At 33.1% G+C, this 23,564-nt stretch carries 21 protein-coding genes; 17 read left to right on the top strand and 4 right to left on the bottom strand.

The window, feature by feature from the left end; all coding sequences use genetic code 11:
- Positions 1-236 precede the first annotated feature (236 nt).
- Both NLG42_RS17225 and NLG42_RS17220 read left to right on the top strand, forming a co-directional pair.
- The gene (locus NLG42_RS17225) at positions 237-647 is read left to right on the top strand and encodes a hypothetical protein (RefSeq protein ID WP_257681682.1); all 411 of its coding nucleotides are present in this window, start codon (positions 237-239) and stop codon (positions 645-647) included.
- Positions 648-851: 204 nt separating this feature from the next.
- Positions 852-1,742, top strand: coding sequence for a carbon-nitrogen hydrolase (locus tag NLG42_RS17220; protein ID WP_089057723.1), 891 nt, complete (start codon positions 852-854; stop codon positions 1,740-1,742).
- 397 nt (positions 1,743-2,139) lie between these two features.
- On the opposite strand, the gene NLG42_RS17215 is transcribed toward NLG42_RS17220, so the two are convergent.
- Together NLG42_RS17215 and NLG42_RS17210 are read right to left on the bottom strand one after the other, a co-directional pair.
- Positions 2,140-3,402, bottom strand: a complete 1,263-nt coding sequence (locus NLG42_RS17215) for an OmpA family protein (protein WP_257681681.1) — start codon at positions 3,400-3,402, stop codon at positions 2,140-2,142.
- Between the two features lie 201 nt (positions 3,403-3,603).
- Positions 3,604-5,124 (bottom strand): choice-of-anchor I family protein, encoded by a 1,521-nt coding sequence (locus NLG42_RS17210; RefSeq protein WP_257681680.1) that lies wholly within the window; start codon positions 5,122-5,124, stop codon positions 3,604-3,606.
- Positions 5,125-5,310: 186 nt separating this feature from the next.
- Here NLG42_RS17210 and NLG42_RS17205 point away from each other — a divergent pair, with 186 nt between their 5' ends.
- A complete protein-coding gene (locus NLG42_RS17205; RefSeq protein WP_257681679.1) occupies positions 5,311-6,351 on the top strand; it encodes an agmatine deiminase family protein in 1,041 nt (346 codons plus the stop codon).
- 213 nt (positions 6,352-6,564) lie between these two features.
- A complete protein-coding gene (locus NLG42_RS17200) occupies positions 6,565-7,749 on the top strand; it encodes an endonuclease/exonuclease/phosphatase family protein (protein ID WP_257681678.1) in 1,185 nt (394 codons plus the stop codon).
- A gap of 105 nt (positions 7,750-7,854) precedes the next feature.
- Here NLG42_RS17200 and fahA read toward each other — a convergent pair whose 3' ends face one another.
- Entirely contained in the window at positions 7,855-9,138 is a 1,284-nt protein-coding gene (gene fahA, locus NLG42_RS17195; RefSeq protein WP_257681677.1) for a fumarylacetoacetase, read from the bottom strand.
- Between the two features lie 109 nt (positions 9,139-9,247).
- Here fahA and glyA point away from each other — a divergent pair, with 109 nt between their 5' ends.
- From glyA to NLG42_RS17165, 6 genes are all read left to right on the top strand, one after another.
- A complete protein-coding gene (gene glyA / locus NLG42_RS17190; protein WP_089057729.1) occupies positions 9,248-10,522 on the top strand; it encodes a serine hydroxymethyltransferase in 1,275 nt (424 codons plus the stop codon).
- A 118-nt stretch (positions 10,523-10,640) separates the two neighbouring features.
- Entirely contained in the window at positions 10,641-11,234 is a 594-nt protein-coding gene (locus NLG42_RS17185) for a MiaE family protein (protein ID WP_089055797.1), read from the top strand.
- Positions 11,235-11,481: 247 nt separating this feature from the next.
- Positions 11,482-12,522 carry a GMP reductase gene (locus tag NLG42_RS17180; protein WP_257681676.1) on the top strand — a complete coding sequence of 347 codons (1,041 nt, stop codon included), beginning with the start codon at positions 11,482-11,484 and terminating at the stop codon, positions 12,520-12,522.
- Positions 12,523-12,542: 20 nt separating this feature from the next.
- Entirely contained in the window at positions 12,543-13,055 is a 513-nt protein-coding gene (locus tag NLG42_RS17175; RefSeq protein WP_257681675.1) for a GNAT family N-acetyltransferase, read from the top strand.
- A gap of 84 nt (positions 13,056-13,139) precedes the next feature.
- Complete coding sequence (locus tag NLG42_RS24445) at positions 13,140-13,706, top strand: TetR/AcrR family transcriptional regulator (protein ID WP_307774281.1); 567 nt, start codon at positions 13,140-13,142, stop codon at positions 13,704-13,706.
- A gap of 39 nt (positions 13,707-13,745) precedes the next feature.
- Positions 13,746-15,158, top strand: a complete 1,413-nt coding sequence (locus NLG42_RS17165) for an MFS transporter (protein WP_257681674.1) — start codon at positions 13,746-13,748, stop codon at positions 15,156-15,158.
- On the opposite strand, the gene NLG42_RS17160 is transcribed toward NLG42_RS17165, so the two are convergent.
- Entirely contained in the window at positions 15,159-15,737 is a 579-nt protein-coding gene (locus NLG42_RS17160; RefSeq protein ID WP_257683995.1) for a pentapeptide repeat-containing protein, read from the bottom strand.
- A 158-nt stretch (positions 15,738-15,895) separates the two neighbouring features.
- Between NLG42_RS17160 and aspA the strand changes: the two genes are divergently transcribed.
- The 7 genes from aspA to NLG42_RS17125 all read left to right on the top strand — a co-directional run bounded on the left by aspA (position 15,896) and on the right by NLG42_RS17125 (position 23,514).
- Positions 15,896-17,305, top strand: a complete 1,410-nt coding sequence (gene aspA, locus NLG42_RS17155; RefSeq protein WP_257681673.1) for an aspartate ammonia-lyase — start codon at positions 15,896-15,898, stop codon at positions 17,303-17,305.
- A 154-nt stretch (positions 17,306-17,459) separates the two neighbouring features.
- The gene (locus NLG42_RS17150) at positions 17,460-18,728 is read left to right on the top strand and encodes a BamA/TamA family outer membrane protein (protein WP_257681672.1); all 1,269 of its coding nucleotides are present in this window, start codon (positions 17,460-17,462) and stop codon (positions 18,726-18,728) included.
- Between the two features lie 130 nt (positions 18,729-18,858).
- Positions 18,859-19,479 carry a porin family protein gene (locus tag NLG42_RS17145; RefSeq protein WP_257681671.1) on the top strand — a complete coding sequence of 207 codons (621 nt, stop codon included), beginning with the start codon at positions 18,859-18,861 and terminating at the stop codon, positions 19,477-19,479.
- A gap of 164 nt (positions 19,480-19,643) precedes the next feature.
- Positions 19,644-20,318 (top strand): response regulator transcription factor, encoded by a 675-nt coding sequence (locus NLG42_RS17140; RefSeq protein WP_089057737.1) that lies wholly within the window; start codon positions 19,644-19,646, stop codon positions 20,316-20,318.
- A gap of 1 nt (position 20,319) precedes the next feature.
- Positions 20,320-21,723, top strand: a complete 1,404-nt coding sequence (locus NLG42_RS17135; RefSeq protein ID WP_089057738.1) for a HAMP domain-containing sensor histidine kinase — start codon at positions 20,320-20,322, stop codon at positions 21,721-21,723.
- Positions 21,724-21,800: 77 nt separating this feature from the next.
- Complete coding sequence (locus NLG42_RS17130; protein WP_089057739.1) at positions 21,801-22,523, top strand: hypothetical protein; 723 nt, start codon at positions 21,801-21,803, stop codon at positions 22,521-22,523.
- Positions 22,524-22,566: 43 nt separating this feature from the next.
- Positions 22,567-23,514 carry a bestrophin family protein gene (locus NLG42_RS17125; protein ID WP_089057740.1) on the top strand — a complete coding sequence of 316 codons (948 nt, stop codon included), beginning with the start codon at positions 22,567-22,569 and terminating at the stop codon, positions 23,512-23,514.
- Positions 23,515-23,564: the final 50 nt, after the last annotated feature.

The following is a 23,564-nucleotide window of genomic DNA, read 5'->3' as shown; positions in this document are numbered from 1 at the left end:
CACTGTATCTTTTCAGCCGCTAAAAAGCGGATAAAAAGGATGCCGTTTCTACCGGGGCTATGCGAGATATTTAGCTTTTTATTAGAAAATCTCATTATTTTTCAAAAAATTATTCCAAAATAAATACTTGATTACTAGTGTATTATTTTGTTGGTGCGTTTTTTAACATTTTATAAAAGCAACCATCTCAATTTTGAGACATCTTCATAGTAATTAACAATTAATTATTATTTTATATGAAAAGTATTAGATTAACATCAGCATTAGTAGTATTATTTTTAACAACTGCATTTGTTTCATGTAGTAACGATGACGATAAAGCAACAGCTCCAGAAAAAACAAAAGCGGCATTTGCAACAGAAATTAAAGGACCAGAAACTGGAAAAGTAAATGAAGAATTAAGTTATGATGTAACTTATCTTATCGATAATGCTTGTGGTGAATTTGTAAAAATTTCTGAAACAACTATTGGTGAAGTAAAAGGTTTGCAGATAGATGTAAAATACCCAACAGGAGTTTGTACACTACAAGTTCCAGAACCAAAGAAAACTGTTTATAAATTTAAATCTACCGCAAAAGGAACTTTTGAAATTAAATTCAAAAAATCTGAAACTGAATTCCTGACTCAAAAAGTGGTTATTGAATAGTTTCTAATAAGAAAAATAGGTTGAGAAGCCATTTTGCAGAGATTTAATTTTTTTAAGTTGATGTGAAATGGTTTTCTTTTTTAAATAAACTTTACAAAGTTTCTAATTTTAGAAAAGTTTGATTGTAGTTTTCTAGAAACGCCCGATACGCTTGGTTTGTCATTCCTCTAAAATTTACTATTTTTGCACTCTAAATTTTATGTCATGCCGAAAAGAAAGTATAAAATAGCGGTTATTCAATTAAATTTGAATGACGTAGCCGAAAATAATCTTAAAAAATGTATCAGCTGGGTAAGAGATGCTGCCGGAAAAGGAGCAGAGGTTATCTTGCTTCCAGAATTATATAGCAGTCATTATTTCTGCCAAAGCGAAGATGTAGATAATTTTGCATTAGCAGAACCACTTTACAGCACTTCATTTATTGCTTTTAGCGCATTGGCAAAAGAGTTGGGAGTAGTTATTATCGTTCCATTCTTCGAAAAAAGAATGGCTGGTATTTACCACAATAGTGCTTATATTATTGATACTGATGGAACAGAAGCTGGTTTATACCGTAAAATGCACATTCCAGACGATCCGCATTTTTATGAGAAATTCTACTTTACACCTGGAGACTTAGGTTTTCAAGCAATTGAAACTAAAAAAGGAACTGTAGGAACTTTAATCTGTTGGGATCAATGGTATCCAGAAGCAGCACGTATTACAGCTTTAAAAGGAGCAGAAGTTTTATTTTATCCAACTGCAATCGGTTGGCATCCAAAAGAAAAAGAACAATATGGTGAAAATCAATATGGCGCTTGGATGAATGTAATGAAAGGGCATGCAGTTGCAAATGGTGTTTTTGTTGCGGCAGCAAATAGAATTGGTCTTGAAAAGTACATTGAAGGAACAGAAGGAATTCAGTTTTGGGGAGCATCGTTCATTGCTGGCCCTCAAGGTGAAATTTTAGCGCAAGCTTCTCACGATCAAGAAGAAATTCTAATTGCCGAAGTTGATTTAGATTTACAAGAAAATGTTCGTCAAAACTGGCCATTTTTTAGAGATAGAAGAATTGATGCTTTCGGAGATATTACAAAAAGAGCAATAGATAGATAATTAGATTTATCATAAATATAAAAAGGGCAAAATAATATTATTTTGCCCTTTTTTAAGCTTCAGAGAAGCGAAATATTTATAACAAAGAATTAATGGTTACAATATAAAGCTCCAGCGGAGTGACATCTTTTTTTACCTAACAAATGTCGCTCCGCTGGAGCTTTTTTTATTTGTCTTATTGATATGCTATAAATATTTAACTCCTCTGGAGCTTTATAGTGCAAATGTATATCCTTTGCTATAACTATTTTACTCCTGTGGAGCTTTATCAAATTGTGCATTTAATTAACAAAAATTTGCTGTGAAAAGCTTCGTAAGGAGTTTTTCTAAAATAATAAAAAGGAGCTGTATCAAAAATGATACAGCTCCTTTTCTGGTTTTTAGCTTTATAGGTAAATTACTTTACTTGGAAAGTAACTCTTCTCACGATTTGACGTGCTTCTTTTGATTTTTTATTTACAGAAGTGTCTTCACCATTACCAATTACATTTAATCTTGAAGCATCAATACCAGCGTTAATAACTACTTTTTTGACAGCTTCAGCTCTTTTTTGAGACAGTGATTGATTGTAACTTGTGTTTCCAATTTCGTCAGCATAACCAATAATATCAGCTGATTTTCCTCGATTATTTTTTAGATATTTAACTAAGAAATCAACACCAGATAATGAAGCGTTTGTCGGTTTAGACGAATTAAAGTCAAAGTAAACATTTACATAACCACCGTTAATTAGTTCTTCAACAGTATTATTAGTTGCAGTTCCATTGCCTTTCTTTTCGTAAGTTTTGTCTAAGTAACTTTCCATTTCATCAGGTACTCCATTTTGATTTGTATCAATTGACTGTCCTTTTGTGTTTACCGCAACACCAGCAATAGAATTTGGCTCTAAATCGTATAAATCAGCAACACCATCTTTGTCCGTGTCCAAAAGACCGCTTTCTATCAAGTCCACTCTTTTTTCCAATTTTCCGTATCGATCTTCTTCGCTTACCCAGTCTGCATGTTTTTCATTTTTACCTAAGTAAAACGTCAAACCTACAGAAGCATTTAATAAAACACCGTCAAAAGATCCAGTTGTAGTATTGCCCATTCCGTCAAAATTCCAATTTTGTCTTCCGTTTACAATTCCCGTAAGATCACCAGTTAAAGCAACTCTGTTACTTACTTTAATTTGTCCCGTTAAACCAATAATTCCGTGTGCCATATAATCTTGACCACCAAAACCAGTTTCAGTGCTTATTTGCGAAACACCAAATCCACCATGAGCTAAGATTCCGATAGTATTAGTCCAGGTTTCAAAATTTAAAGCTCGTCCAATATTTACAACACCTTGTAAACTTGTTCTAACATATCTGCTTTCAAAATTCGGAGTATTGTCACGTTCTGTAAACTGATCGTATCCAACATCAAGTTTAACACCAAATTTTGGACTAAACATATATCGAACGCCTAAATCAGCATGAAATGGGTTCAAAGTTGATGTAGAATAACCAGAAGTCATTGTTCGTGTTGGTTTATTAACACCGCCATTAAGTTCGATAGACCATTTGTTATAAGCAGGTTGATCAACAGTTGACTGCGCAGAGGTCGTTGCCATATTTTGAGCACTTGCCGCAAATGCTAAGAATAAAAGTGATAAGGAAGCTAATTTCTTTTTCATGATATCAAAAATTTAGTTGTTTTTATTATTAAACTCCTGACAAAATTATGCTTCATGTTTTAGATTGTGTTCTATTAGGTCTTACATAATTCCCATATTTTGGCATTTAATTATGTAAATTAGTTAATAAAAACTCAATTTTTGATAAAAAAAGAGGGTAAAATTAATATTTCACCCTCTTAATAAATTTGTTAAAATTAACTACTTAAGATCTGGCTGATAGATCTTTATGGTTCCATCACCTTCGCTGCTTACTACAACTAAACTTCTTTTATTAGGGCTTTTTGAAGCTGGAATAAAAAGAAGCCCTTCAGGAGCATCTCCGGTTTTTACCGTTTGCAAATATTGCGGTGAAGCAGGATTTGTTACATCGTAAGTCATAAAAGCATCAGATCTTTCAAGTCCAACGAACAAAATATTTTGATTTCCCATTTTAGCTACAACTACAGCTTCAGGTTCAGATCCTTTGTCATCACTTCGTTTATCATCATAAGTTCCAAATTCATTTGTTTTTTTATCGACATCATTTTTGCTGTCGTAAACAATTTTTCCAGTATTTCCATTCCAAATAGAGAAAGAGCGAGCACCAAAACTCACCATTTGATCTAAATCGCCGTCTCCGTCAGTATCACCCATATCAGTAACAAGATTAAGTCTTCCTAAATTTGTTTCCAATTTTAAAGTTGCAGCATCTGGGAAAACAGCAGCGTCCAGCTTCATATCTTTCATTCGTTTAATATCTGAGTAAGCCGCATATTCTCTCGCATCTCCTTCGTTAGCTGTAACAAAGTAAGGAACGTTGTTTGCTGAAAAATGACTAATTGCATCTGGCATATACATTCCTTTTACTTTCCATGGATTAAAGGCAATTTTATCATCTTTATCGCTTACATCAATCGCATTTTCAGCAGTATTAAAATCTTTTAAACCAAGCGGATAGATAGCTGTAATTGTTTTTGAAGTTAAATCTACCTTCGCAACACCATTATTTTCTTGAAGAGTCACCCATGCAGTTTTTGAATCATCAGAAATGGTAATATATTCTGGTTCAATATCCTGAGCGAAACTTTTTACAAATTTAGAAATCCTAAATCCATCTTTTGCTAATGCTGCAGCTTGACTGCTGAACGAGCTGAAATCAAGGGTTGTAACATTATAAGTGCTAGTATCTATAATCGAGATTGTTCCATTAGGATCCAATGAATAATCTGTATTTGGCTCTCCTTCATTTGCAGTCATAATATATTTGCCATCAGGAGAAAATGTAATCATATCTGGCAAAGCTCCAACAGTTACTTGTTTTATTAAGCTGTAATCACTTGTATTGAAAATTACAACTTTTCCGTTTCCTTGTTTATTTGTTGTTGATTCTAAAGCAACAGCAAGTTTTCCATTATACACAGAAACGCTGTTTGATGCGCCTTCGTAAGGTGTTAAATCAATTTTTCCAATTTTTGCAGGTTTACTTGGATCTGATAAATCAATTACATCAATTTGATTTGTTCCACTATTATTTACCGTAAAAAGTTTCTTAGTTTTCTCGCAGTAAGCAGAAATTTCTGCAGCAGCTTCTCCACCTATTGTGATTGACCCAATTTCTTTAAAGGTTGCTGGGTTTTCATTTGCAACAATTTCGTTTTCTTCATTTTTTGAGTTTTCATCGTTATTACAGCTTGTCATAAGAGCTAATGCTGCTAATAATGTGATACTTAATTTTTTCATTTGTTAGTTTTTTAGTTTCGCCAAATGTAATTAGCGAATCTCGGCAGAATATTAAGCCTTCATTATTTAATCTTTAACTTAATTTTTAGAAGATAATAATGATGAAATATCAGATGATTTCTATTCAAATGTTTTAAAATCCTAACGAATGTTTATCTTTGTACTCTTTCAAAATAGAACCTTTTTATGTCAACAAATAATAGAAGATTTCCAGCAGAATGGGAAAAGCAGCAAGGAATTGTATTGTGTTTTCCTCATAATGGTAATGACTGGCCGGGAAAATATGAAGCTGTTCAATGGGCTTTTGTAGAATTTATAAAAAAAGCAGCAACATTTGAAACTGTTTTTTTAGTTGTGGCCGATGAAAAACTAAAAGAAAAAGTTGCCGATATGCTTGAGAGAGCTCGTGTAAACATTAATAATGTCTCATTTATCATTCATAAAACCAACAGAAGCTGGATGCGTGATTCTGGGCCGATTATTGTGAAAAATGGTTCAAAAAGAGAAGCATTGAACTTTAATTTCAATGGATGGGCGAAATACAAAAACTATCAATTGGATAAGTTTGTTCCTGGTAAAATAGCTGATTTTATTGACGTGCCTTTAACTCAAGTTACGTACAAAGGAAAACCAGTAATTGTAGAAGGTGGTGCAATTGATGTAAATGGAAAAGGAACTTTACTTACTTCCGAAGAGTGTTTGATGCATCCTACTATTCAGGTTCGAAATCAAGGTTTTACAAAAGAAGATTACGAAGCTGTTTTTAAAGAATATCTAGGTGTTACGAATGTAATTTGGCTGGGTGACGGAATCGAAGGCGATGATACTCATGGTCATATCGATGATTTATGCCGATTTGTAAATGAAGATACGATTGTAACCATTGTCGAAACAGATAAAAATGATTCAAATTACAAACCTTTACAGGATAACTTGAAACGCTTGCAAAATGCAAAATTAGAAAACGGAAAATCTCCTGTTATTGTGGCGCTTCCGATGCCAAAACGTGTAGATTTCGAGGATTTAAGATTGCCTGCGAGTTATGCTAATTTCTTAATCTTAAATAATTGCGTTTTAGTACCAACATTTAACGACAGCAACGATCGCGTGGCTTTAAATATTTTAGCCGAATGTTTCCCTGATAGAGAAGTAATCGGAATAAGCTGTATTGATTTTATTTGGGGATTTGGAACTTTGCATTGCTTAAGTCAGCAGATTCCTGCATAAAAATAGCAGCCACAGATTCTAAAATAATCGTTTTGTTTTTTTTATCTGTGATGAAATTATCAGATACAAAGAGACTTTCTTATATTATTTAAGCTGTCATCAAAAGTGGCAGCTTTTTTTGTTGTATTTTTAAGAGACAAATTTGTTCTGTGTCTCAGTATCCTTCTTATTATACTTATGTTTAACAATGCAGAAATGCAGATTTAATTTTATATGAAGAAAATATTTTTCATCCTTCTCATACTTTCTTCCGAAGTTCTATTTTCACAGTCAGAATCGCAGAAAAAAACTGAGCTTACATTTGCGACCTACAATGTGAGTATGGAATCTGATAATTATTCTCCCAAAGGCGCAATGGGAAAATCGGAGCAAATATTGATTTATCAGCTTAATTCAGGGCTTAATACTCAAATCAGAAATATTGCCGAGATTATTCAGACTGTTCGGCCGGACGTTATTTTACTAAACGAATTTGACTATATTAAAGATCCTGAACCTGGTGTAAAGGCGTTTATAAAAAACTATTTAAATGTGAGCCAAGGCAGAGCAACGGCTATTGACTATCCTTACTACTATTATTCCACAGTAAATACTGGTCAGCCAAGTCCGTACGATTTGAACAATGATGGAAAGTTTAACAATTTTGGAAATGATGCATGGGGATATGGTATGTATCCTGGGCAATATGGGATGGTGCTTTTGTCTAAATATCCTATTGATGTTAAGGCGGTTCGTACTTTTCAATATTTTAAATGGAAAGATATGCCAGGAGCATTGCTTACTCAAAAAGCCGATGGATCGGATTGGTACAGTAAGAAAGCATGGAAGGAATTTCCATTATCTTCAAAATCTCATTGGGATGTTCCTGTAGAGATTGGTGATAAAACAGTTCATTTTTTAGTCAGTCATCCAACTCCTCCTACTTTTGATGGTGATGAAGATCGAAATGGAAAAAGAAATCATGATGAAATCCGATTCTGGAGAGATTATATTTTAGACAATTCAGCTTCGTATATTTATGATGATAAAGGGAAAAAAGGTGGTTTGCCTCCGGATTCTCGATTTGTGATATTGGGTGATCAAAATGCTTCACCAGTTGAGAGGGATGCTATTAGAGAAGGTATAAAGTCATTAATAGAGAGCCCGAAAATTAATAACGATTTTACGCCTGCTAGTAAAGGTGGTGCGGGATATAGTCCTAAAAACCCTTTTGGAGTTAATCATACAGCCTTTTGGAGAATGCGAGCTGATTACGTATTACCATCCAGACTTGGTTTTAAGGTTGTCGATAGCGGTGTATTCTGGCCTGCAAAAGGTGAACCAATGTCAGAATTAGTCGAAAAACGGGAGTCAAGTTCAGATCATCGTTTGGTTTGGGTAAAGGTGATCTTGGAATAAATTGCTTTTTTTTCCGTTTTTTTCAAGATTAAATATAAAGCATAAAAAACCTTGGCTCTCATCAAGGTTTTTTTATTACTGTATATCTTCAGATTGATCCGCTCTTCATTGTCTGATGAATGGAGGTAATAATTGACTTGAAACTTCTCCAAATCCAATTCGTACTTCATTATTTTCGCAGAAACCTCTAATAATTACCGTGTCGTTATCTTCAATAAATTTACGTTCAGTACCGTCATTTAACTTAAGAGGATTTTTTCCGCCCCAAGTCAACTCTAACATAGAACCAAAACTATCAGGAGTTGGTCCCGAAATAGTTCCAGAACCCATCATATCACCAGAATTAACGCGACATCCGTTTGAAGTATGATGTGCTAATTGCTGACTCATTGACCAGTACAAATATTTGAAGTTTGATTTAGAAACGACAGTTTCTTCTTGCTCTTCAGGTTTTATTGAAACTTCTAAATGAATATCAAATGCTTTTTTTCCTTTTGTTTGTAAATAAGGAAGCGGAGTAGGATCCTGCTTAGGTCCTTTTGTTCTAAAAGGCTCTAAAGCATCCATAGTCACAATCCAAGGAGAAATTGAAGTCGCAAAGTTTTTAGCTAGAAATGGTCCAAGTGGCACATATTCCCATTTTTGAATATCACGTGCGCTCCAGTCATTTAGTAAAACCATACCAAAAATATAATCTTCGGCTTCATAGGTTGAAATGTTTTCACCCATTACATTCACGTCAGTCGTAATAAAAGCAGTTTCCAATTCAAAATCCACTAAACGAGACGGTCCGAAAACAGGGTATTTTTCACCTGCCGGTAAAGTTTGTCCCATTGGCCTGTGAACCGGAATTCCTGACGGAACAATTGTTGAACTTCTACCGTGGTAACCTACTGGAATATGCAACCAGTTTGGAAGAAGTGCATTCTCAGGATCACGGAACATTTTACCTACGTTTGTAGCGTGCTCTCTGCTTGAGTAAAAGTCAGTATAATCACCAATTAAAACTGGAAGCTGCATTTCTACATCATCGATGTTAAAAATAACAATATCTCTGTCTTTTGTTGAATCTCTAAGTTGTGGATTAGTTTCGTCGAAAATCTCTGCAATGCGATTTCGAACTAAACGCCATGTTTTTTTTCCGTCAGAAATAAAATCATTAAGCGTATCTTGTATAAACATATCGTCAGTCAAATCAATTCCTGCGAAATAGTTCAATTGTTGTAAAGCCCCTAAATCTATAGCGTAATCGCCAATTCTTGTTCCTACAGTCACGATATTTTCTTTAGTAAGAAATACACCGAAAGGAATGTTTTGAATAGGGAAGTCGCTATTTTCTGGTACTTCTAACCATGATTTTCTTTTGGTATCGTTGGCGGTTATTGGCATGTTGAATGTTAATTATTTGTTGAAAAATTACTTGTCAAATATATCATAATCTAACAGTATCACAAACGTTTTTTTGTATTTTTGCAGGAAATTAACGAAAAACGAAAAAATGCAACGCGACGAACAAATTTTTAATCTTATCCTAGAGGAAAAAGATAGACAAATTCACGGATTAGAACTTATCGCTTCAGAAAATTTTGTAAGTGATGAAGTAATGCAAGCAGCAGGGTCTGTTTTAACTAATAAATATGCCGAGGGGTATCCTGGCAAAAGATACTACGGCGGTTGCGAAGTAGTTGACGTTATTGAGCAAATTGCTATCGACAGAGCAAAAGAATTGTTTGGTGCTGAATATGCAAACGTACAGCCTCACTCAGGTTCACAAGCAAATACATCTGTATATCATGCTTGTTTAAATCCTGGTGATACAATCTTAGGATTTGATTTATCTCATGGTGGTCACTTAACTCATGGTTCACCAGTTAACTTTTCTGGTCGTTTGTATCGTCCAGTTTTCTACGGTGTAGATGCTGAAACTGGTCGTTTAGATTATGACAAAATCCAAGAAATTGCTACAAAAGAACAGCCAAAATTAATCATCGCAGGAGCTTCGGCTTATTCTCGTGATATGGATTTTGCTCGTTTCAGACAAATCGCAGACAGCGTAGGAGCAATTTTATTTGCTGATATTTCTCACCCTGCAGGTTTAATTGCAAAAGGTTTGATGAATGATCCAATCCCTCATTGTCATATTGTTTCAACAACAACTCACAAAACATTACGCGGACCTCGTGGAGGTTTGATCTTAATGGGGAAAGATTTTGAAAACCCACAAGGTTTAAAAACTCCAAAAGGAGAAATCAGAATGATGTCTTCATTATTAGATTTAGCTGTTTTCCCTGGAAATCAAGGAGGCCCTTTAATGCATATTATTGCAGCAAAAGCAGTTGCTTTTGGTGAAGCTCTTAAAGATGAATTCTTTACATACGCAATGCAATTACAAAAAAATGCAAATGCAATGGCTGATGCTTTCGTAAAAAGAGGTTACAATATTATTTCTGGCGGTACAGATAATCACATGATGCTTATTGACTTAAGAAATAAAAATATTTCTGGTAAAGAAGCTGAAAATGCATTAGTAAAAGCAGAAATTACTGTAAATAAAAATATGGTTCCATTTGATGATAAATCACCATTTGTAACTTCTGGAATCCGTGTAGGAACAGCTGCAATCACAACTCGTGGTTTAGTTGAAAAAGACATGGAAACTATTGTTGCACTTATTGATAAAGTTCTTACAGATCATACAAATGAAGATGTTATCGAAGAAGTTGCTGAACAAGTAAACGAAATGATGAGCGAAAGACCAATTTTTGCTTACTAAAAAATAGTTTCAAGTTTAAAGTTTCAAGTTTAAAGTTTTGGACTGTTCAAAAGACGGTTTAGAACTTTAAACTTTTTTCGTTACTAAAAGAACCTGAAACAAAAAAAACAAAAAAACCATGGGCGTACTAAGATTACAATTGCCAACCGACCCTAGATGGGTAAATATTGTTGAGAAAAATATAGAGGAAATCTTGACAGATCATGCATGGTGCGAGCAAAAAGCAGCAACAAATGCGATTACAATTATCACCAATAACTCAGAACATCAAGATTTAGTTCAGGATTTATTGGCTTTAGCCAAAGAAGAAATCGATCATTTTGAGCAAGTTCACAATATCATTATTAAAAGAGGATTAAAACTTGGACGAGAACGCAAAGACGATTATGTAAATGAACTTTATTTATATATGAAGAAAAGCGGCGACGGAAGCCGTGTTTCAGGTTTAGTAGAGCGATTATTATTTTCTGCAATGATCGAAGCCAGAAGCTGTGAACGTTTCAAAGTGCTTTCTGAAAATATTAAAGATGAAGAACTAGCCGTTTTTTACAGAGAATTAATGGAAAGTGAAGCAGGTCATTATACAACCTTTATTACTTATGCAAGAAAATACGGAGTTGGAATAGATGTTGAAAAACGCTGGAGAGAATGGTTGGAATTTGAAGAATCAATTATTACCAATTACGGAAAAGGAGAAACTATTCACGGGTAGATTTTTTAAGTATTCAGTGTTCAGATTTTAGTGTTCAGTTGCAGTTTTTTTTTAGTTTTTACGTTTGTCAGGCTGAACGAAGTAGAAACCTATTAAAAGTATAGAAAGAAAAAATCCGTTTCCATCCGCGTTTTCACGATAGCGAATCAGGTTAATCAGCATTCAGAATTTTAGGATTTTATAATCTAAAATCTAAAGCCTGCAATCTAAAATTCCTTATATTTGAGAGTAACCAAAATCTTGAACTATGAGAATAGAAACTGATCTGAAACTAGGATTTAAAGATGTAATGATTCGCCCGAAAAGGTCTACACTAAAAAGCAGATCTGAAGTCTCTCTCGAACGAAATTTCAAGTTTTTGCACAGTACAGCAGATTGGACAGGAATTCCAATTATGGCAGCAAATATGGATACAGTTGGTACTTTTGAAATGGCGCAGGTTTTGGCAAAAGAAAAACTTTTTACCGCAATTCATAAGCATTATACTTTAGAGGAATGGAATAGTTTTCTAAAAAATGTTACTCCAGATTTCTATAATTATATTGCCATAAGTACAGGAACAGGAAAAGAAGATTTCGAAAAAATTGGAACAATAGTTACTGCAAACCCGCTCTTAAAATTTATTTGTATTGATGTTGCAAATGGATATTCAGAACATTTTGTCCAGTTTTTAAAACAAACACGAAAACAATATCCAGATAAAGTTATTATTGCTGGCAATGTCGTTACAGGCGAAATGGTAGAAGAATTACTTTTGGCTGGTGCCGATATTGTAAAAGTTGGTATTGGACCAGGTTCTGTTTGTACAACACGAGTAAAAACGGGTGTTGGTTATCCGCAGCTTTCTGCAATTGTTGAATGTGCCGATGCTGCTCATGGTTTAGGCGGACATATTATAAGTGACGGCGGCTGTATAACTCCGGGCGATGTTGCAAAAGCTTTTGGAGCAGGTTCAGATTTTGTAATGTTAGGCGGAATGCTCGCGGGACATACTGAAAGCGGAGGGGAGCTGATTGAAATAAATGGTGAAAAATTTAAACAATTTTACGGAATGAGCTCAACAACCGCAATGGACAAACACGTTGGAGGTGTTGCAGAATATAGAGCAAGCGAAGGAAAAACAGTTCAGGTGCCTTTTAAAGGGAATGTCATTCAAACTGTTTTGGATATTTTAGGAGGATTACGAAGCACTTGCACTTATGTAGGAGCTCCAAGATTAAAAGAACTTTCTAAGCGAACTACATTTATTAGAGTAAGCGAACAGGAAAATCAAGTTTTTACAATTTAAAAGAATTTTCAGAATATAATATGATTACAATTTCAGACGCAGGAATAAACGATGTTAAAATAATTCAAGAAATTACAAATATCACTTGGCCAATTACGTACGGCAGTATTTTATCTAAAACACAGTTAGACTACATGTTAGGATTGTTTTATTCAGATGAAGCTTTAATCAAACAAATAGAAGATAAAGAACAATTGTTTTACTTAATTTTAGATTCAGAATCAACAATAGGATTCATTGGAATTGAGCATAATTACAAAAATAAAACTGTAACTAAAATTCATAAAGTATATCTTTTGCCAGAAACTCAAGGAAAAGGTTATGGGAAAATAGTTTTCGATTTAATTGAAAAATTAGCTTTAGAAAATAACTCTACTGCGCTTTTATTAAATGTAAACCGCTTCAACACAGCATTGAATTTCTATAAAAAAATAGGTTTCGATGTGAAGGAAGAAGTGGATATCGAAATTGGAAATGGCTATTTAATGGAAGATTTTGTGATGGGAAAATCGTTGCAATCTTTGATTAATTAAATTCAAACTTCAAGTTTTTATTCATTAGAAAAGCATTGTATAGATAGATCTATCTATTTTGTTGTATCTTTGAAAAAAAAGAGAATGGAACAGAAAATCAGCGTAAAAGAAAGGATACTTGAAACGGCCTCTCGTTTGTTTTATCATCAAGGATATAACAGCACGGGAATTAACCAAATTATTGCTGAAGCAGGTATTGCTATTGGTTCTCTTTATAAGCATTATCAATCAAAGAGCGATTTGTTATACCATTATCTTGAACAGCAAGAAATAGAGTATTTTACTAACCTCGATGACTTCTTAAAAGAGGAGAAAGACCCAATACAAAAATTACTTAAACTAATAGATTACCGTATTAAATTGCAAGACGAGTCTAATTGTTCCGGTTGTCATTTTATCAAAGTAAATGCTGAAATTGGACGGGAAGATAAAAAAATAAAGCAGTTTATCATTTCGCATAAAAAGCGTCAAAGTGATTATATTGATACTCTAATTACTAAAATTAGTGTAGTTAAAAATCTGCCGTTAGAAAAAAATGCATTGCAGAATACAATCTTTTTAATGATAGAAGGAGCAGTAGTTTCTGCAAGTATACACGGAAACACTGACGATCTCAAAGCTGTAAAAAACACTTTAAAACAGCTACTCTAATTTTTTTTAACCTTAAATAGATAGATCATTCTATATATTATGAAAAATAAATATATTTCATTACTTATATTATTACTTGGGCATTTGCTAACCATTTTGGATATTTTTATTGTTAACATTGCTATTCCGTCAATTCAACGCGGACTTGGTTCCAGTAATGCGAAAATTCAGTTAGTGGTTGCGATGTATATGGTTGGGTTTGCATCTTTTTTAATAATTAGAGGTAAAATGGGGGATTATTACGGAAGAAAAAGATTATTTATTATAGGAATGATTCTATTTATGGTGTGCTCTGCAGGATGTGGTTTTGCAGGAACTACAGACCAACTTATTTTACTTAGATTTTTTCAAGGAATAAGTGCAGCTTTAATGTCGCCGCAAGTTTTATCTTATATACAAGTTCTTTTTACTGATCATAAGGAGCGTACGTACGCAATGGGTTGGTACGGAATTGCAATTGGTATTGGTACTATGCTGGGGCAATTTTTAGGAGGTTTTCTTGTAGAGCTAAAGCCTTTATTTATTGATCATTCTTGGCGTTATATATTTTTAATAAATGTGCCTATTTGTGCTGCAGGTATTTTGCTCGCGATTCGCTTTCTTAATCATTCTAGAGACTATTCTTCCTTGCAAATGGATTATTTGAGTGCTTGTATATTATGCGCAGGTCTTGCAATGCTGGTTTTTTCTATGGCTGTAGGATTAGAACAAAGCAGTCAGGCTGTCATTAGTCTGCCTGTGTCAACTATATTAATTCTTATTTTTATTATTAGACAAATAAGAAGAAAATCTAAGAAAAAAGAACCTTTATTAAACTTAGAACTTTTTGCCAATAGAAATTTTAATATGGCAGTTTCAGCATCTGCACTTTTTATGTTGATGCTCGATGCTTATTTTTTTGTACTTGCGATTTATTTACAAGAAAGAATTCGACTTTCTCCAATGCACGCAGGATATTTTATTGTATTTCAAGGGAGCGGTTTTATTCTGTCCTCTTTTTTTTCTGCTAAACTAGTACTGCGTTATGGAAAAGTTGTATTGATTATTGGTGCACTGCTGCTTATAGTTGCACTTATTTTACAACTTGTACTTTTTTATTGCCAAACATTTGATTTTAGAGGATATTTTGTAATGTTTTTACATGGTGCCGGCGTTGCATTGGTTTTGCCCTCATTTGCTAATATTGCTTTGAAAGATTTACCTCAAAATCTAATAGGAAATGCTTCAGGAGTTTATTCTACATTGCAGCAATTGTTTGGTGCTTTAGGAATTACTATTACTGGAAGTGTGTTTTACTATTTAACAAAAGGAAACACAGACTTTCTACATTTTTATAATGCTTTTTTCTATGGTACGCTTATCCATTTATTCTGTTTGACAAGTGTTTTGTTGATTTTATTCTTATTGCCAAATTCAGTACTTCCTAAAAAAAAACAGATTAATGTTACTTAGTTAACTCACAAGTACATCATATTTAAACAATAAACCTTTCAATTCTTTTAAAGCAAAAACGGCTTTCTTAAGCTTCGTTTTTGATGGATCAATTGTATAATTATAACTCGTTCTAAAATCGGCTTTGTTGGCAATAGCTCTATCAAACTCGGAGCGGTATAAATCGCAATTGTCAAAAATAACATTGGTTAAATCGGCCGCCATAAAATCGACTGCAATTAAACTGCAATTGACAAATGGAGTCCCCTTTATTTTTAAAGTATAAAATTTTGAAAAATCCAAAATGCAATCAGTAAAACTGACTTCAAAAATCAGTTTGTCACACATGGCGAAGTTTACTTCTTTAATTTCACATCGATTAAAAGAAGCAGTTCTAAAAGCAACATAATTAATCTTTGCTTCATTAAAAATGCAATCGTTGAAAACGCAGTCAATAAAAGTAACAGCAAGAAAAGTACAGGCAGAAAAGTTACAATTATTAAAAACGCAGCATTCAAAATCTTTAAAATTCAGATCGTCTTTGTCGTAAATAATGGTATTGAACTCTTTATCAAGAAAATATTCGCTTTCTTTTTTCAACTCTGTTTTGATAATTGTTTGAGAGTGAAAAGGTAATAATTTAGAATAAAATATTCTATGCAAATCGTAAATCATTTTGATTTCATTCACATTTTTAATGCATAATTTGATGTAGCTTTACATTTATTTTTAAGTTAAAAACATAGCAATTTTATTATATGGAATCAACAAGAAAGGAACATGATTTTCTGGGAGAGCTGGAAATACCTAATCATTTATACTACGGAATCCAGACTTTTAGAGCGGTAGAGAATTTTAATATTACAGGAATTCCTATTTCTAAAGAGCCTTTGTTCATCAAAGCTTTAGGATATGTAAAAAAAGCTGCTGCTTTGGCAAACAAAGACTGCGGTGCATTAGATCCTAAAATTGCCGAAGCGATTTGTTATGGAAGTGATCAAGTAATTGCTGGTAAATTTAATGACGAATTTGTGAGCGATTTAATTCAAGGGGGTGCAGGAACATCTGTAAATATGAATGCTAATGAAGTGATTGCAAACATTGGACTTGAATATTTGAGACATAAAAAAGGCGAATACAGCTTTTTACATCCAAATAATCATGTAAATTGTTCACAGTCTACAAACGATGCATATCCATCAGCATTTAGAATTGCATTGTTTCTAAAAATGGAAAGTTTCATTAAAACGCTTTCTGGATTAGAAATCGCTTTTGCAAAGAAAGGTGAGGAGTTTAAAGAAGTTCTAAAAATGGGAAGAACGCAGCTGCAAGATGCTGTACCAATGACTTTAGGACAGGAATTTAAAGCATATGCGACTACGATTGGTGAAGATATTCAGCGTTTAAGAAATGCTCAGGAATTATTATTGGAAATCAATATGGGAGCAACTGCAATTGGAACGAAAGTAAATGCACCTGAAGGTTATCCTGAAATATGCGTGAAATATCTAGCTGAAGAAGTTGGAATTGCATTAACGCTGTCTCCAGATTTAATCGAAGCAACAGTTGATACTGGAGCATACGTACAGATAATGGGAACATTAAAACGTTCTGCAGTTAAGATTTCTAAAATCTGTAACGATTTAAGATTATTAAGTTCAGGGCCGAGAACAGGTTTAAACGAAATTAATCTGCCTGCACGTCAGCCAGGTTCGTCTATAATGCCAGGAAAAGTAAATCCTGTAATTCCAGAAGTAGTAAACCAAACCTGTTTTTATGTAATTGGTCAGGATTTAACGGTTACGATGGCCGCAGAAGCAGGACAATTGCAATTGAATGTTATGGAGCCTGTAATCGCTTTTGCAATGTTTACGTCGCTTGATTATCTTTCAAATGCAATTCAGACTTTAATTGATAAATGTATCAACGGAATTACGGCAAATGTTGATCACTGTTATAATATGGTAATGAACAGTATCGGAATTGTAACACAATTAAATCCAATTATTGGCTACGAAGAAAGCGCAAGTATTGCTGGTGAAGCTTTGAAAACAAACAAAAGTGTACATCAAATTGCTGTTTTAGAAAGAAAGCTGATAACACAAGAAAAATGGGATGAAATTTATTCATTAGAAAATTTAATTCATCCAAAGTTTATTACGAAATAGTTAATTCTATATAATTAGTTAATAGGAACCGTCAATGTAAATTGACGGTTTTTTTATACAATTAAACGCATTAAATTTTAGTAATGTATTGAAAATAAGCTATATTTACATTAGGTTTGAATGTGGTTTTAGTAGAAATTAAAACTTTTAAAGAGTGAAATTCTTAGAAAATACTTATTTTGAACACATCCTGAAACTAGCATTCTTGCTTCTTTTTATGCCTTTATATTTAAATGCACAATCAGAGACAAATAATTCAGAAATATGCGCACCTAAAACTATTTTTGAAGTCTTTAAAAAGAAAGATTCTATTTATATTGTTAAACCTAACAAAAGCAACTTTTTTCTTGTAATTCCGGCAATTGGCTCACAACCAGCGACCGGATTTTTTTTTGGAGGAGTTGCGCAATACACGTTTAAAGGCAAACAAGAAGCTGATAAATATTCTGTCGCAAATCTTGGAATTATTTACACTTTGAAAAAGCAATGGATGATCAATGTGAAAAATAATATTTTGTTGAAGAATAATAGAATTTTTCTAAGCGGTGATTATCGTCTTTATATTTTCTCACAGCCCAATTACGGTTTAGGCACCGATATTATTCCGCCTCGTCGCGATCGAGATCCAAGTTTTAGTATCGACTCAATTGCGCAATCAATGGATTATAATTATTTTAAGTTTCATCAAACGGCTTCTTTTGAAGTAAGAAAGAATTTTTATGTAGGCGGAGGTGTAAATATTGATTGGTACACTAATATAAACGACAAAGAGTTGGATGTCGCTAACGGCAATTTAACTTACCATTACAATTACAGTCAGCTGCACGGATTTGACAATTTAGAATATTTTCTAACAGGAGTAAGTTTTAATATGGTATATGATTCACGAGATAATCAAGTGAATTCGAATCGAGGCTGGTTCGCCAATGTTAATTATCGTTTTAATCCTGTTTTATTTGATAATCAGCAATACAGTAATGTTTTGTATACAGAATTCAGACAGTTTATTCCGTTATCACGTAAAAACGACCGTTATATTTTGGGAATCTGGGCCTACGGACAGTTTGTAACACGAGGAAAGGTGCCTTATTTAAATTTGCCTGCAATAGGCTGGGATCAGCGCAGCAGGAGTGGAGAAGGTTATACACAAGGTTTGTTTAGAGGAGACGGATTGATTTATCTGTCTACAGAACTTCGATTTCCCATTACCTGCAATCAAATGATTAGCGGTACCGTTTTTACCAATTTTGTTACAGCTAGTAATAACGATGCAAATACATCTCTATTTCATGCAATTCAGCCGGCAGCGGGTATTGGATTAAGAATTCTAATTGATAAAAAAACTCGAACAAATTTAATCGTTGATTATGCATGGGGAAATAGTTCTAAAGGATTCTATTTGAATGCTGGTGAAACATTTTGAAAAATGTAAACAAATGTTTTCTAATTGGTTAAGTATTTGTGAGTGTGATTTTTTTTTGTTAAAAAAAGATTAAAATTCAGAAGAAAAAACTTAAATTTGAGTTCCCTATTAACTTTCAAAAACAAAATTTATGAAAAAGTACAGTTTATTTTTAGTTTTTTTCCTATTTGCAATAGGAATGAATGCACAAGATGCGAGGTCATTTTCTCTTAATTTGTATGGTGGTTACAATTTTTCTGACAGCATCGACTACGATGGTTATTCAGCAACAGTTGAAGATGGTTTTCAATATGGTGCTGGTTTTGAGTATTTTTTCTCAACAAACAATTCGGTTGAATTAAAATACTTAAGAGCTGATACTAAAATACCATTTTATGGTCCAACTGGAAATCAAATCAATGCTGGAAATGATAAAGGAGCTTTCAATTTTATTCTTGCAGATTTTACTCATTATTTCGATACAGGATCAAATCTTTTGCCTTATCTAGGCGCTGGAGCGGGAGTTGGTATCATTGAAACACCTCAGGGCGGAAGTGGTACTTATTTTGCATGGGACATAAAAGGAGGGGTAAAGATCAAAACTGCATCATCAGTCTCTGTAAATATTAATGCCTATTTACAATCTATGTCAGCAGCGGTTGGTGAGAGTTATTATTGGACATATTGGTATGGACCAGTTGCAGTTGATGATTATGTTTCTACTTTTCAATTTGGTTTAGGAGCTGTATTAAGCTTTAACTTCAAAAACTAGTACTAAATAACCCAATTTTAGTATATAAAAAAGCAACTTATTCTGAGTTGCTTTTTTTTTGCATCAAAATCTTAGTAATTGTTCATAATAAAATCATAATTTATAACAGTTATGAATAGTATTTTTAATGGCAATCCCTATTTTTGTTGTTGATACAAATTAATATGAAACTACTTATAGTCGAAGACGAACCAAATCTTTTATCGATTTTACGCAAAGGATTTGCAGAAAATAACAACGAAGTAAGTGTGGCGCTTGATGGTAAAACTGCACTAGAAATGATTCACAACTATAATTTTGATGTTGTAATTCTAGATGTAATGCTGCCTGATATTAATGGAATTGAAATATGCAGAAGACTTCGCGCAAGTAAAAACTTTGTGCCCGTTTTGCTTTTAACAGCTTTAGGAACATCCGAAAATATTGTAACCGGCCTTAATGCAGGAGCGGATGATTATTTAGTTAAGCCTTTTAAATTTGGAGAACTTGACGCAAGAGTCAATGCTTTACACCGTAGAGCACATCAAGAAACCGATAAGATCGATGTTATTGCAGTTGGTGATTTAGAGATAAATGGACGTGCGAAAACGGTTAAAAGAGACGGAGAATCTATAATTTTGACAGCTAAAGAGTTTAAATTATTGTATTATTTAGGCAAAAATGCAGGTATGATAGTATCTCGAGATCAAATTTTAGATAACGTTTGGGATATTAATTTTGATATGAACACAAATGTTGTAGACGTTTATATTACGTATTTGCGAAAAAAAATAGACAAACCTTTCAAAACCAAACTCATTCATACAATGAAAGGACTAGGTTATGTTATAAAACCATAAAATGGATATAAGAAAAAAAATTACTTTAACCTATGTAGCGCTTTCAACTTTTAGTACCTTACTTTTAAGTGTACTTGTTTTTGTTTTGTTTAGAGAAAACAATCGTTATCATTTTTTGAAACGATTAGATGACAGGGCAAAAATTGTGTCCTCTATTCATTTTCAAAATGATCCCGAAAAGATAAAATATTACAGTAATTTAAAGAAAAACGGACTCGAAGAACTTATCGAGGAGGAGGAGTATGTGCTTAAAGTAAACAGCGCAAACAGCTTTGATTACAATACCGACTTAAATCTTCCTAATGAATTTTATTCTACTATATTAGAAACAGGAAGAAACTATTATGAAATAAACAGCAAATATTATTTAGGACAGATTTTTAAAGAAGGAAATCAAAAATATATAGTAATTGTTGGTGCGCGAGACCGTCAAGGAAAAACTACTTCTATATATATTGTAAAAATATTAATCGTTGGCGGTATTGCCTTCATGTTTTTAGCATTCTTTCTAGGACAATTTTTAGCCAAACGAGTTATTAATCCAGTAGCGCGAATTATTAAAGAGGTAAATCGAATAAGTGCATCAAACTTGCACAATCGTCTTCCTGAAGTCAAAAATTCTGATGAGATCTCAGATCTTACAGAAACCTTTAATGATATGCTGGATCGTTTAGAAACTTCTTTTGAAATACAGGCTAATTTTATTAATAATGCTTCTCACGAATTAAAAACACCAATTACAACAATAATTGCCGAAGCAGAAATTATGCTTCTTAAAGAACGTGAAGTAAAAGAGTACGTTCAATCTCTAGAAAATATCTATAGTCAGGCATCAAGATTAGGAAACTTAACGGAAAGTTTACTTAAGCTTACACAAACAGGTTATGACGGAAAAAAACAAGTTTTAGATATTGCCAGAATTGACGAATTGTTATTAGACGTTAAATCTGATTTAGATAAAATTTTCCCAGATAACCGCGTAAGCATCAAGTTGAATTTTGCTCCAAAAGATTCAAGTTTATTACTGCTGCCTTGCAATAAACCTCTTTTAGAACTCGCTATTAATAATATTATTACCAATGGAGTAAAATATTCAGATAATAATGAGGTTTTTGTTGTGCTTACCGTTAATCAGGATTTTATTAAAATTTCTATTAATGATATCGGAATCGGGATTCCTCCTGAAGATATTCCTCATTTATACGAACCTTTCTTTAGAGGTAAAATTGCTGCCAAGTATATTGGCTATGGTTTAGGACTTCCTTTAGCTTCAAAAATTATTCGCATGCACGATGGAGAAATTCAGGTGCAATCCGAGCAAAATAAGGGAACTATCGTTACCATAATCTTTAATAAATCAAAAATCAAAAAGAATAACATTAAAAATTCTAATGTTGAATCTTAGAAAAAGCTAATTAGAGCTTAAGAACGATCTAATTTCCAAGGAGTTATTTTGTATGTATAAACTAAAAGATTATACTTATGAAAAATTTCCTTATACCTACTACATTAAAAGACGATACAATCAGCGCAGTAAATGCTGCTATTAATCAAGCAAAAGAATCGGAGTGCGAAATCATTTTAATGATGGTTTCTGATACTCCGGATACTTTTTCTTCTTCTCATTTTTTACGTGAAATGAGAACTGGACTATCAAGAAGCCAAGAAGAAGTTTTAGAAACTTGCAGATACATGATTGGTCATACGCAAAACTGCAAAATTAAAATCCACAATCAGTACGGTCTTTCGTCACCAATTTTTAGAGGTATTATAGACAATTTTTCTGTTAAATTGGTCATCTTAACTCATTCTTATAAAAAAGAGACCAAACGTATTCATCAGTATTTAACGCAATTGGCTGGAAACCAAAAATGCCCAATTCTGCACTTAGGAATTGAACAGCCTAAAAACGATTTCAATAAAGCACTATATATCGAAAACGGTAAGGCAAATATGCACATTAAAGATGTTCAGCAATTTTTGAATGATAATTTTTCATATGAAATTGTAAGCCAAACTTCAAAAATCGATGATAATTATGAAGATATGGCTCCATATCTAAACGAAGCAATTTCAAAATATGATATTGATTTGCTTGTGGAAACTCGTAAAGGAGAGAAAATCAAATTTAAGAAAACTAAAAAAGAAAGTATCAATGAGCGACTAGGACTTCCTGTTCTTTCGTTGTACGAAGAGTTGGTTTAAATCAAATCTCTTTTAAATAATTAATTTAATTAAAACCGACGATATGTTATTAAAGAAAAGAATACCAATGAAGTATGTTCTCGGGAAAATTAAAGTAGAAATTGCCTTGGTATTGACTTATACCATACTATTTGAAATTTTTCATCACTATTTTATTAACCTTCCTGTAGATATTCCAATTGCGATTCCAACAATGATTGGAACAATTATTTCCTTACTATTAGCTTTTAAGTCTAATCAGGCTTACGACAGATGGTGGGAAGCGAGGATTGTTTGGGGAGCAATTGTAAACGATTCAAGAACCTTAATTCGTCAAGTATTGACGTTTTATAAAGATCCAGATTTTTCTGTTAAAGCGAGCGAATTCAAAGAGAACTTTGCCAAAAGACAAATCGCATGGTGTTATAGTTTAGGTCAGGCATTGCGAAATAAAGATGCTATAAAACCACTTGAAGGTTTGGTAAGCGAAGAAGAACTACGTTATATTAAAAATCATCAAAATATACCAAATGCCATTTTAATGCTGCATGCTCGAGATCTTAGAAATGCTAAGAACGAAAAGCGAATCAATATGTATCAGCAAGTAGAAATTGATAACACATTGTCTAGATTATGTGATGAAATGGGTAAATGTGAGAGAATTAAAAATACAATTTTCCCAACTACTTACAGTATGTACATTAGATTGACCTTATGTTTGTTTATTTTCCTGCTTCCATTTGGCTTGACAAGCGTATTAAGCTGGTTTGCAATTCCGTTAATTACCGCAATTTCGGCAGCTTTCTTTTTAATAGAAAGAATGGCAATTCACTTGCAGGATCCTTTTGAAAACAGACCTTCAGACACACCTGTAACAACTATTGCAAACACAATAGAAAGAAATATCAAACAAATGCTTAACGAGTATCAAAGTGAATTTGATATTATAAAAGAATTTGATTTAAAAGATGAACCTGTAAAAGTCGAGAAAGACGCTTATTTCGTTTTATAATATTTTGAATTTTAGTTTCTTAATTGTTGGCTGGACAGTATATATTTATG

The organism is Flavobacterium plurextorum (assembly GCF_024638035.1).
In the GTDB taxonomy this organism is placed as follows: Bacteria; Bacteroidota; Bacteroidia; order Flavobacteriales; family Flavobacteriaceae; genus Flavobacterium; species Flavobacterium plurextorum.
Note: the sequence above shows the minus strand (reverse complement) of the source record. Positions and strands in the feature narration are given on the sequence as shown.